The organism is Neobacillus sp. SRL179, assembly GCF_984799095.1.
In genome coordinates, this window is record NZ_OZ481792.1 from 1689340 (window position 1) to 1702031 (window position 12692).

Annotated in this window: 12 protein-coding genes; all 12 read left to right on the forward strand. The window is 39.2% G+C overall.

The features are described from left to right. Positions 1–67 precede the first annotated feature (67 nt). Positions 68–1144 (forward strand): BMP family lipoprotein, encoded by a 1077-nt coding sequence (locus AC4E8C_RS08380; protein ID WP_490212504.1) that lies wholly within the window; start codon positions 68–70, stop codon positions 1142–1144. A 198-nt stretch (positions 1145–1342) separates the two neighbouring features. After that, positions 1343–2866 carry an ABC transporter ATP-binding protein gene (locus tag AC4E8C_RS08385; RefSeq protein ID WP_490211653.1) on the forward strand — a complete coding sequence of 508 codons (1524 nt, stop codon included), beginning with the start codon at positions 1343–1345 and terminating at the stop codon, positions 2864–2866. Beyond that, positions 2863–3942 carry an ABC transporter permease gene (locus tag AC4E8C_RS08390; protein WP_490211654.1) on the forward strand — a complete coding sequence of 360 codons (1080 nt, stop codon included), beginning with the start codon at positions 2863–2865 and terminating at the stop codon, positions 3940–3942. Before AC4E8C_RS08385 ends, AC4E8C_RS08390 begins: the two co-directional genes overlap by 4 nt. Before the next feature lies 1 nt (position 3943). After that, positions 3944–4897, forward strand: coding sequence for an ABC transporter permease (locus AC4E8C_RS08395; protein WP_490211655.1), 954 nt, complete (start codon positions 3944–3946; stop codon positions 4895–4897). A 197-nt stretch (positions 4898–5094) separates the two neighbouring features. Further along, complete coding sequence (gene yfmF / locus AC4E8C_RS08400) at positions 5095–6381, forward strand: EF-P 5-aminopentanol modification-associated protein YfmF (RefSeq protein ID WP_490211656.1); 1287 nt, start codon at positions 5095–5097, stop codon at positions 6379–6381. Then, entirely contained in the window at positions 6381–7673 is a 1293-nt protein-coding gene (gene yfmH, locus AC4E8C_RS08405) for an EF-P 5-aminopentanol modification-associated protein YfmH (RefSeq protein ID WP_490211657.1), read from the forward strand. The genes yfmF and yfmH overlap by 1 nt, the downstream gene beginning before the upstream one ends. A 59-nt stretch (positions 7674–7732) precedes the next feature. Next, entirely contained in the window at positions 7733–8455 is a 723-nt protein-coding gene (ymfI, locus tag AC4E8C_RS08410; RefSeq protein ID WP_490211658.1) for an elongation factor P 5-aminopentanone reductase, read from the forward strand. Positions 8456–8538: 83 nt separating this feature from the next. Then, positions 8539–8796: a DUF3243 domain-containing protein gene (locus AC4E8C_RS08415; protein ID WP_490211659.1), complete on the forward strand. Its 258-nt coding sequence runs from the start codon at positions 8539–8541 to the stop codon at positions 8794–8796. Positions 8797–8974: 178 nt separating this feature from the next. Then, a complete protein-coding gene (locus tag AC4E8C_RS08420) occupies positions 8975–9763 on the forward strand; it encodes a DUF3388 domain-containing protein (protein ID WP_490211660.1) in 789 nt (262 codons plus the stop codon). A 20-nt stretch (positions 9764–9783) separates the two neighbouring features. Continuing rightward, the gene (locus AC4E8C_RS08425) at positions 9784–10686 is read left to right on the forward strand and encodes a helix-turn-helix domain-containing protein (RefSeq protein ID WP_490211661.1); all 903 of its coding nucleotides are present in this window, start codon (positions 9784–9786) and stop codon (positions 10684–10686) included. Between the two features lie 51 nt (positions 10687–10737). Next, the gene (pgsA, locus tag AC4E8C_RS08430; RefSeq protein ID WP_490211662.1) at positions 10738–11322 is read left to right on the forward strand and encodes a CDP-diacylglycerol--glycerol-3-phosphate 3-phosphatidyltransferase; all 585 of its coding nucleotides are present in this window, start codon (positions 10738–10740) and stop codon (positions 11320–11322) included. A gap of 28 nt (positions 11323–11350) precedes the next feature. Continuing rightward, entirely contained in the window at positions 11351–12604 is a 1254-nt protein-coding gene (locus tag AC4E8C_RS08435; RefSeq protein ID WP_490211663.1) for a competence/damage-inducible protein A, read from the forward strand. Positions 12605–12692 lie beyond the last annotated feature (88 nt).

Below are 12692 nucleotides of genomic sequence, written 5' to 3' on the forward strand. Positions count from 1 at the left end.
TTTCTACTAAATCAAACAACATTCATAGGGGGACAATACCTTGAAAAAGCGAAAATTTGGCTTGATCATGTCAATGGTTTTGGCAGCAGGTACATTATTGGGTGCTTGTGGCAGCAATGATGATGCTGGTGGTAAGGGCAAGGGAGACAATAAAAAGTCTATTAAGGTTGGTATGGTAACTGACTCGGGTACAATTGATGACAAATCATTCAACCAAGGCACTTGGGAAGGTATCCTTCAAGCTAAAGATGAGCTTGGCGTTGATTCAAAATACCTTAAGCCAACTGGAAGTACTGAAGCAGATTACTTAAAAGAAATTGGGAACCTTGTTGATGCAGGCTATAAATTTGTTGTAACTCCTGGTTTCAAATTTGAGACTGCAGTTTTCAAGGCACAAGATAAATACAAAGATGCAAAATTTGTTATCATTGATGGAAATCCACACAACGGTGACTTTAAACCAGTTGTAAAGGATAACACAGTTGCAATTTTCTTCGCAGAACATGAATCTGGATTCCTTGCAGGTGCAGCTGCTGCCCTTGAATTGAAAAAGGGTGAAGCAGGATTTATCGGCGGTATGGAAATTCCTGCCGTTCAAAAATTCAACTGGGGCTTCCAGCAAGGTGTTAAATATGCTAATGAAAACCTAGGCACTGCTTTAAGCTTAAAAGCTGAAAACGTTGTTTATCAAGGTTCATTTGATAACTCTGCAGCTGGCGGACAAATCGCTGCTCAAATGTATGACCGTGGCGTAAATGTTATCTTTACAGCTGCTGGCGGCGTTGGCGTTGGTGCTATTAACGAAGCAAAAACCCGTGCTAAAGCTGGAAAGACAGCATGGATCGTCGGTGTTGACGTTGACCAATATGATGATGGTAAATATGAAGGCGACAAATCCGTTATCTTAACATCAGCTATGAAGAAAATTAATCATGCTTCATACGACATGATCCAACAAGAGCTTGACGGTAAATTCCCTGGCGGTCAAACCTTGACTTTTGACACTAAAAACGACGGTGTTGGTATTCCAGATAAGAATCCAAACCTAAGCGACGAGACAGTTAACAAGGTTAAAGAAGTTTATGGAAAAATTAAATCTGGTGAAATTAAAGTAGCAGCTGAACAGGGCTCACTATTTAAGTAAGACTAGTGCATAAAAGAGACGGTGTGTGTTTCCGTCTCTTTTATGTCTAAAAAGTAGATAAATGGGAGTTCTTGCCATGAACTGATCTTTCTTATAGCCATTATTCGTTTAAAAGCCAATCATGTATTTTGTTGGTAATTAGGGTGATTCAAAGTGTGTTATAGGGAAGCAGAGAATAACAAAAAGGTGAGTGCTAATATGAGTTATGTCGTGGAAATGTTGAATATCAGGAAAGAGTTTCCCGGTATTGTGGCTAATGATAATATTTCCCTTTCCTTAAAAAAAGGTGAAATTCATGCCTTATTAGGTGAAAATGGAGCTGGAAAATCAACTCTGATGGGTGTTTTGTTTGGAATGTACCAACCGGAAAAAGGGGTAATCAAGATTCGCGGCAAGGAAGAACGCATAACAAGCCCTAATGTAGCAAATCATCTTGGAATTGGTATGGTCCATCAACATTTCAAACTTGTTGAAAACTTTACAGTAACCGAGAATATTATTCTAGGTAGTGAACCTTTGAAGGGGATTGTCCTTGATACGGAAAGTGCTGCAAAAAAAATCGCTGAATTATCCAAGCACTATGGTTTAAATGTTGATCCTTATGCAAAGATTGAAGATATTTCTGTTGGTATGCAACAAAGAGTCGAAATTATGAAAATGTTATACCGTGAAGCTGAAGTACTTATTTTTGATGAACCTACAGCCGTTTTGACCCCTCATGAAATTGAAGAATTAATGAAAATCATGCGCAACCTGATAAATGAAGGAAAATCTATCATTATTATTACTCATAAATTGAAAGAAATTAAAGCTGTCGCAGACCGCTGTACCGTAATCCGGCGCGGTAAATCTATTGGGACAGTAGATGTTGCCGAGGCTAGTGAAGCTAGTTTAGCAGAAATGATGGTAGGGCGGCATGTTAATTTTAAAGTGGACAAGAAAGAAAGTACAACAGGTGATGTTGTACTAAAAATAGATAATGTATCTGCAAAAAATAACCGAAAAGTTATGGGTCTTAAAAACTTTTCCCTTGAGGTTAGAAGAGGGGAAATAGTTGGTGTGGCTGGTGTTGAAGGAAATGGACAATCAGAACTGGTAGAGGTTATTACAGGGTTAAGAAAAGCAGAAGCAGGAAAAGTTTTTATTAACGGTGAAGATATTACAAACTATCCAATCCGTAAACGAATCGAAAGCGGTATTGGCCATATCCCAGAGGACAGGCATAAACGCGGTCTCGTTCTGGATTATCCAATGGATTCCAACATGGTGTTGGAAGTGTACAATCGGCCTCCTTTTGCCAAAAGTGGATTGCTCAACTTTGGTAAAATTAAAGAGTATGCCAAAAATATTATGGATAACTTTGATGTACGTTCAGGAGAAGGCACTGCTTCAATCGCCAGGACACTTTCAGGTGGTAACCAGCAGAAGGCAATTATAGGGAGGGAAATTGAACTAAATCCTGATTTATTGATTGCCGTTCAGCCTACCCGTGGATTGGATGTCGGCTCAATCGAGTACATCCATAAAAGGTTAATCCAGCACCGCGATAGCGGCAAGGCTGTTCTCCTTGTGTCACTTGAACTTGATGAAGTATTACAACTGTCAGATCGAATTGCCATCGTAAACAATGGGGATCTAATTGGCGTCTTAAATGCAGCCGAAACCAATGAAAATGAAGTAGGACTCATGATGGCAGGAGTAGGTAAGGAGAGTAACGTATGAGACAAACAATAGTGTCACTAATAGCAGTTGTGTTAGGGCTAATTGCGGGTGGTATATTAATGCTTCTAATTGGAAGCAACCCGATTGAGGGGTATACCTATCTGATAAACGGTGCATTACAGAATATTGAAAGAGTGGGTAACACGTTAGCAACGGCAACTCCCTTGATTTTTACAGGACTAGCGGTAGCGTTCTCTTTCCGTACCGGTCTTTTCAACATCGGAGCCTCCGGGCAGATGTTGATTGGCGGTCTTTGCGCTACAATGGTTGGGTTGACCTACGACTTTTCAAAGCCTGTATTATTACTTGTTATGATTCTTGCTGGTTTAGTAGGTGGAGCTTTATGGGCATTTATCCCGGGGCTTCTAAAGGCAAAGTTTAATGTTCATGAGGTTGTTTCGACCATTATGATGAACTGGGTTGCTTACTGGACAGCCTATTATGTTATTCCTGGTTACTTCAAAGGGAAATTCCTTGAAACTGAATCACGTGCACTTCCTGATAAAGCAACATTGAAGTCTTCCCTTCTGTCAGATATCTTTGGCGGTTCGTATATTAATATGGGAATATTTTTAGCGATTATTGCTGTTTTAATTATTGCATTTATCATTGAAAAAACCACTCTGGGCTTTGAATTAAAGGCCGTCGGTTTTAACCGTCATGCAGCTGAATATGCCGGCATGCGGGTAAATCGCAATATTATTTTATCCATGCTTATTTCTGGCGCTCTTGCTGGGTTGGGCGGGGTAGCACTTTATGCCGGTAATGCTAATGTTATTCAAATTGGGATCCTTCCATCACAGGGCTATGACGGGATTGCTGTAGCATTACTTGGTGCCAATAATCCGTTTGGCGTATTTTTTGCCGCTATTCTTTTTGGAGTACTTTATTCCGGTACAGGATTTATGAATGCAATGACAGAAATTCCGCCGGAACTTGCCAATACTATTATTGCTATCATTATCTATTTTGCGGCAACAAGTGTATTAATTGAACGCTTGCTTAAGAAAAAACACAAAGCGGGATCTGATTCCAATTCTCCAAGTGCATCAGAAGTAAAGAAGGGGGAAGCATAAAATGTGGACAATCATTGAGCAAATATTTCCTTATGCAATCGTATTTACCATTCCCCTTCTGATAACAGCATTAGGCGGCTTGTTTAGTGAACGGAGCGGGATTGTCAATATCGGTCTCGAAGGATTGATGGTCATTGGGGCCTTTACAGGAGCTTTAACTGTTAATTTTCTGCAGAAGGGCCATCCCCAAAGTACTTGGGTCCTTTGGGTTGGTTTATTAGTTGCCTTGCTTAGCGGGGTGTTGTTTTCTTTACTTCATGCTTTCGCAAGTATCAACCTGAGTGCAGACCAGGTTATCAGTGGTACCGCGATTAACATGATTGCTGGTGCATTGACAGTGTTCTTGGCTAGAACTTTAACTGGCAGCGGTAATATTCGGATTACCAGCGGTTTCTCACCATCCGACGTACCTGGATTATCAAAAATTCCAATTATCGGTGATTTGTTCTTTACCAAAACGTATCCGACCACGTGGTTTATTTTAGCGGTTTTACTTGTATTTACATTCCTGCTTTATAAAACCAAATTTGGTTTGCGGTTAAGATCTTGTGGAGAGTTTCCGCAGGCAGCTGAAGCAGCGGGGGTAAATGTCAGGGGCATCCGCTATATGGGTGTCATGATTTCAGGAGCTTTTTCCGGTTTAGGGGGAGCCATTATTATCTTGACCTATGCGGGTGAATTTACTGGTACTGTTGCAGGTCTTGGTTTCTTGGCACTTGCATCCTTGATCTTTGGTCAATGGCGGCCATTTGGAATTTTGGGAGCAACCCTTTTCTTTGGTTTCGCCAGCACAATTGCAAACGTATCGCAAGTTGTTCCGGAATTGGCAGTATTTCCGCCAATTATCCTTAAGATCTTCCCTTATGTTGTAACCCTGATTGCCTTAGTACTATTTTCAAAATCGTCTCGGGCACCGAAAGCCGCAGGGGAAACATTCGATTCAGCTAAACGATAAATTTAAATACTAAAGAGAAAAAGGCTGACTTTAAGTAAAAGTCGGTCTTTTTTTTGCTTAAGTTTCCATATCGCTTGTATTGAACATGCCTGGCAAATTATAGTAAGAAGTATAGGTTTTATGTAAAAGGAAAAGATATAAAGAAAAATGTCTACATATTCTTATAGTAGTACCCTTTACAAAAAGGAGGAAAATAAATGGATGCAACTGCAACAGCTGAAAAAATAACCGAAATGCATGGATATAAGTTACATGTTATTAAAACAGAAAAATACAAGACCAATACATTTGTATGGAGAATGAAAGCACCATTAACAAAGGAGTACGTTACAAAAAGGGCCTTGCTTCCACATGTTTTGCAGAGCAGCTCGGCTAAATATAATACTACTACAGCATTGCGATCCTATTTGGATGAACTATATGGGGCAACACTTTATGTGGATTTGGCTAAAAAAGGGGAATACCATATTATCAGCTTTTCTTTAGAAATCGCCAATGAAAAGTTTCTTAGTGATTCAACTCCGTTAATGAAACAAGGATTTGAACTGCTTGCAGACATTTTGACGAACCCTAATATTTCTGGTAATGCCTTTGACAAGGATACAGTTGACAGGGAGAAACGTACGCTCAAATCGAGAATCCAATCGGTTTATGATGATAAAATGCGCTATTCAAATGTTCGGCTGTTAGAAGAAATGTGTAAGGGTGAACCTTATGCCTTGCAAGTAAATGGAGAAGCAGCTGATGTGGATGCCATCACGCCGGAAATTTTATACGATTATTTTAAAACCGCCTTTCTAGAAGATGAAATGGACCTATATGTGATTGGTGATGTGGAAGAAGAAAAGGTAAAAAATCTTGCTTCTGACCTGCTTCATTTTGAAAACCGTACCCCGAAAAAGGCAGCGGCGGAGAAAAGAAATACAAAATCTGAAGTTAATGAAGTAAAAGAAGAGCAGGATGTAAAACAAGGGAAATTAAATATGGGCTATCGTACCAATATTGTGTATGGTGACCCAGATTATTTTGCTCTTCAAGTTTTCAACGGGGTGTTTGGCGGTTTTTCACATTCTAAGTTGTTTATCAATGTGCGTGAAAAAGCAAGTCTTGCTTATTATGCTGCCAGTCGTCTTGAAAGTCACAAGGGCTTAATGATGGTCATGTCAGGAATCGACTTAAAGAACTATGACAAAGCTGTCGGGATCATCCATGAGCAAATGGATGCCATGAAAAAAGGTGATTTTACTGATTCTGAGTTGGAGCAAACAAAGGCTGTCATTCAAAATCAAATTATGGAAACTGTTGATACTGCTCGGGGTTTGACTGAGATGCTTTATCATAATGTGGTCGCGCATGCGGATATTAGCCTCGATACATGGCTGTCAGAAATGCAAAAGGCCACGAAAGAGGAAATTGTTGCGGTAGCAAATAAAATTGAACTTGATACGATTTACTTCTTAACGGGAACGGAGGCGGGCAAATAATGGAGAAAATTACTTTTGACCAGCTTCAGGAAGAGCTTTTTCATGAAAAAATGTCGAATGGGTTAAATGTTTATATTTTGCCAAAAAAAGGTTTTAATAAAACTTTTGCTACATTTACAACTAAGTATGGGTCAGTGGATAATACGTTTGTGCCACTGGGAAAAGATGAATATGTAAAGGTTCCTGATGGGATTGCCCATTTTTTGGAGCATAAGCTGTTTGAAAAAGAAGATGGTGATGTGTTTCAGCAGTTTAGCCGGCAAGGTGCCTCTGCAAATGCATTTACGTCCTTTACCCGTACCGCCTATTTGTTTTCGAGCACGTCTGATGTGGAAAAAAACTTAGAAACCTTAATTGACTTTGTTCAAAGTCCTTATTTTTCAGAAAAAACGGTTGAAAAAGAAAAAGGAATCATCGGTCAGGAAATTACGATGTATGATGATAATCCTGATTGGCGCTTATATTTTGGTTTAATTCAAAATTTATATCAAAATCACCCTGTTAAGATTGATATAGCGGGGACGATTGATTCGATTGCTGAGATTAACAAAGATTGGCTGTATGAGTGTTATAATACCTTCTATCATCCAAGCAACATGCTCTTGTTTATTGTCGGTCCAGTAGATCCTGAAAAAATAATGACACAAATAAGAGATAACCAAGCAAAAAAGGATTACAAAGATATGCCTGAAATCAAACGAAAGTTTGAAGAGGAGCCTGCTCAAGCTGCCGAAAAGAAACAAGTACTGGAAATGAATGTTCAAACATCTAAAGCACTTGTTGGCATTAAAGCCCTTCATGTCGATCAAACGGGTGATGTGCTGCTGAAAAACGAATTAACCATGAATGTTCTGCTCGATTTATTGTTTGGAAAAAGCTCGGTTAATTATAATCAGCTATATGATGAAGGCTTAATTGATGAGACATTTTCCTATGATTACACGCAAGAACAAGGTTTTGGGTTTGCGATGGTCGGAGGAGATACAGGAGAACCTGATAAACTAACAGACAAACTTGAGAAGATGCTTCTAGCAGCCAAAACTGGAACCATCTTTACAGAACAACAGTTGGAAAGAGCGAAAAAGAAAAAAATTGGTGCGTTTTTACGCGCAGTTAATTCACCAGAATATATAGCCAATCAATTCACAAGGTACGCCTTTAATGATATGAATTTATTTGATGTTGTCCCAACGCTTGAAAAGATTACACTAGAGGATATTAAAGAATTAGCAGCTGAAGTGATATCAGAGGAACGGTTCTCCGTGTGTCAAGTGGTGCCTAAGAAGAAATAAGGCCAGAAGCGTCGTTTGTTCGACGCTTTTTCGCCGTTTTAATGAGAGAGTGAGTTTACATGAAAAAATACGTACTTTTAACAGGAGCAAGCGGGGGAATCGGACAAGCGATTGCTCTAGATTTAGCTGCAAGAGGATATCACTTATACCTGCATTATAATCAAAATCAACAAATAATCGAGGATTTATTGGAAAAGTTGGTCCCGTATGGTGGAGAATATATACCCGTAAGGGCTGATTTTTCGGATCCAAATGGATATAAGTCCATCCTTTCACATATCTTTTCCCTAGATGCTATCATCCATTGTGGGGGAAAAGGTCAATATGGCCTTCTAGTGGATATCGAGCAAGAAGAAGTGGAGGCATTATTAAATATTCATGTTTTAAATCCATTATTACTCACGAAGGAACTACTGCCTAAATTAATCAGAAAGCGTTCTGGTAATATCATTGTGATCAGCTCGATTTGGGGACAAACGGGTGCCGCTTGTGAAGTGGCGTATTCCGCTGCTAAAGGGGCCCAGATTGCTTTTGTAAAAGCACTAAGCAAAGAGGTGGCCCTAAATGGCATTCGCGTAAATGCAATCGCACCTGGAGCGGTTGAGACACCGATGATGGCAGGGTTTAGTTCAGAGGAAACAGAACAGATTAGCTTTGACATTCCAATGGGGAGAATTGGGTATCCTAAAGAAATTGCTGCGAGTGTGGCTTTCTTGTTATCAGATGATGCCTCCTATATCACAGGACAAGTGATTGCAGTTAATGGCGGATGGTACACATAACTAATAAAATTTACACGTTAATGGTATAGTTCCTGTTCCTTCGTCGCAAAATAACCAGGTACCATTCTAAAGGAGGGAATATCATGTCTGTTTTAGATAATTGGAAACAATGGGAAGACTTTTTAGCTGACCGTCTTCATCATGCACAAAATGAAGGAATCAGTGAAGGGGCAATAACCGACCTTGCTTATCAAATCGGAGACTATTTAGCCAACCAAGTTGAACCAAAAAATGAACAAGAAAGAATTCTTGCAGATCTTTGGTCAGTGGCTGACAAACAAGAACAACAAGCCATTGCAAATATAATGGTAAAACTAGTTTCAAATAACGGAAACCGCTAAGAGAGAGGGGCCCACGGGGGTCTCTCTTTTTGCAATTTTTTGCTGCTAAACAGAAGTTTTTGGATAAATAAGCTAATCTCTTTGTTTTTCCTTTCATCTTCTATCAAAATCATTTATTATAAGGGATAGACATAAAGCAGTGAAAAATTTGTCGAAACTTCTTTTAGGGGGTTTTTTTATGAAAAAAGAATGGTACTTAGAATATGAGATTCAAAAAAACCGCCCAGGTCTATTGGGAGACATCTCATCACTATTAGGAATGCTGGCTATCAACATTGTCACCATTAATGGTGTTGATGAAGGTAGGCGGGGGTTACTGATCTTAGCAAAAGATGATGATCAAATAAAACGACTTGAGTCAATTTTACATACAATGGACACAATAAAATTAATCAAACTAAGAGAGCCTAAATTGCGTGACAGACTTGCTGTTAGACATGGCCGCTATATTCAAAGAGACGCAGATGATAAAAAAACTTTCCGGTTTGTAAGAGATGAACTTGGATTATTAGTTGATTTTATGGCAGAATTATTTAAGCAGGAGGGGCATAAGCTAATCGGTATTCGTGGAATGCCTCGTGTTGGTAAGACCGAATCACTAGTTGCTGCAAGTGTCTGTGCAAATAAACGTTGGTTATTCGTTTCATCGACACTCTTAAAACAAACCATCCGCAATCAACTAATTGAAGATGAATACAATGAAAATAATTTGTTTATCCTTGATGGGATTGTGTCAACAAGACGGGCAAACGAGCGCCATTGGCAGCTTGTCCGAGAAATCATGCGACTGCCAGCCGTTAAGGTAATAGAGCATCCTGATATCTTCGTGCAAAATTCAGAGTACACGCTAGATGACTTTGATTATATTATTGAATTAAGAAATGATGCAGAAGAAGAAATTACATACGATGTCGTTGATCAACATAATATGTTCTCCGGATCTGATTTTGGGGATTTTGATTTTTAATACGTTGGAAGGTGTTATACGTGACAGAATTAGGGAATCGACTAAAAGAAGCTCGATTAGCCAAAGGTTTAAGCTTAGATGATTTACAAACTATGACTAAAATTCAAAAAAGGTATTTAATCGGGATTGAAGAAGGCAATTATACCAGTATGCCGGGGAATTTTTATGTGCGTGCTTTTATTAAACAATATGCCGAAGCGCTAGACTTAAATTCAGATGAAATCTTTGAAACCTATAAAGGCGAAATACCTGCATCCTATAATGAGGATTTACCGCAGCAATTATCAAGAGTGAAAACGCATAAAGCTATTTCAGGAGGAAGTTCAAAAGTTTTTGATATTCTGCCTAAAATATTAATTGGTGTATTCGTCATTGGGGTTGCCAGCCTGGTCTACTATTTTTTTGCGACTCATACAGGCAATGAAACGAAGGAGTCTCTTAGTAAGAATAATGGACAGACAAAAATTGAAAAATCTGAAAGCCTTGAAAAAGTAAAGGCGGATGAAACAGCAAAAGAAAAGGCGAACGACACGAAAAAAGAGGATACTGCGAAACAGGAAGAACAAAAAACACCTGTGGCCGAAACTCCTAAGCAAGAGTTATCAGTCGTTACCAGCAGTGGGAATTCCTCCACTTATGATTTGAAAAATGCAGATAAATTTGTAGTGAAATTAGTTTCTAAAGGACAAACATGGGTGAGTATAAAAAACGGAAAAGGGAAAACCTTTTTTCAAGGCACATTAAAAACAGGCGGTACGGATAGCCAAACCCAGGACTTATCTGCAGAAAATATGGCTGTTATCAGGGTTGGAAATGCCGCTGATACAGAAATTTATGTGAATGATCAAAAGCTAGAATATGCAATACCAGCAACAGCAAATGTTCAGAATATCACGATTCAAAATGTTCTGAAGACTGAATAGTCATCTGTTGATGGCTATTTTTCACTTTTATTATAGACTCGGAGGGCAATTATGAATATTCCAAATAAAATCACCGTATCAAGAATATTATTAATCCCATTATTCTTGATTATTATGCTAGTTCCTTTTGATTGGGGGAACATGACTCTCCTAGGTGCTGATATGCCTGTTACACATTTTGTAGGAGCGCTTATTTTTATATTAGCATCAACGACAGATTGGGTAGATGGTCATTATGCCCGTAAATATAACCTTGTTACAAACATGGGTAAATTTCTTGACCCGCTTGCCGACAAATTACTTGTCTCTGCCGCTCTCATTGTACTAGTCGAATTGAATGATGTGTATGCTCCATCATGGATCGTTATTGTGATTATCAGCAGAGAATTCGCTGTAACCGGTCTTCGTCTCTTGTTAGCAGGCGAAGGGGAGGTTGTAGCAGCTAATATGCTTGGCAAAATTAAGACTTGGACACAAATAATTGCCATTTCATCACTCTTGTTACATAACATTATTTTTGCCATGATTCCATTTCGTTTTGATGTAGTAGCATTGTGGGTTGCCTTAATTTTCACCATTTGGTCTGGCTGGGATTATTTCGCGAAAAATAGTCATGTGTTAAAGAATTCAAAATAATTTCTGTGAATTAGTGGGGTGAGTATGGGTGAATGCGGAGATTATAGCAGTGGGTTCTGAATTATTGCTTGGGCAAATTGTGAACACGAATGCTCGATTTATATCACAGCAATTAGCTTCTATTGGGATCAATGTCTTTTTTCATACGGTTGTTGGGGATAATCCAGAGCGCTTGCAGGCAGCGATTGATATAGCAGAGAAACGTGCCAATATCATTATCTTTACGGGCGGACTTGGACCAACAAAAGACGATTTAACAAAAGAAACCATCGCTAGTCATCTTGGGACAAAACTTGTTTTGGACCAAGTCGCATTAGAATCGATTGAGCTGTTTTTCGAACGGACTAACCGTGTTATGACTGAAAATAATCGCAAGCAGGCACTTGTGCTGGAAGGTTCTCTTATATTACCTAACAATCATGGAATGGCACCAGGTATGGTTTTGGAAACGGGGAGTCATACCTATATGCTCTTACCAGGACCACCTAAAGAAATGGAACCGATGTTTAGGGAATATGGGTGTCAGGCACTGATTTCTAAAAATACCTCCCAAGACAAAATTGTCTCACGGGTTTTACGCTTCTTTGGAATTGGCGAAGCCGCATTGGAAACGGAAATTATGGATCTAATTGATACCCAGTCTAATCCGACGATTGCGCCGCTGGCAGGTGATGGTGAGGTTACGTTAAGACTGACAGCAAAACATGTGGATGAAAAGGCAGCACAGTCGATGCTTGATGAAGTAGAACAAGCCATTAAGCAACGTGTTGGTAAGTTTTTATATGGATATGATCATACATCTTTATTAGAAACATTAATGAAAGTCCTAAATGAAAGAAACCTAACCATTACAGCGGCTGAGAGTTTAACTGGGGGATTGTTTCAGCAAGAGATAACGTCAGTTTCTGGGGCAAGTAAAGTGTTTAATGGCGGCATTGTGTGTTATTCCAATGAAGTAAAACAACAGGTTTTACAAGTGAAAAAGGAAACTCTTGAAAAATATGGTGCTGTCAGCGAAGAATGTGCTAGAGAATTAGCGGAAAATGTCTCCATGCTTGTGCCTAGTGATATTGGGATAAGCTTCACAGGTGTTGCCGGTCCTGACGAATTGGAAGGCAAACCAGCAGGGACTGTTTATGTGGGAATCGCGGTTAAGGGAAGACCCACTATGGTTGAAAAGCTTACCCTTGCCGGATCAAGAGAAGCAAATCGAAATCGCTCCGTGAAATATGGCTGCTATTTCATTTTGCAAAAATTAAAAGAATCACAGAATGCTAATTAGCCTCTGTGATTCTTTTATTATCTATAATTTTCTGTTAATAGGCAATTTCTTCGATTTCAAAGGCGATAGAGTAGTACAATGCAATAAA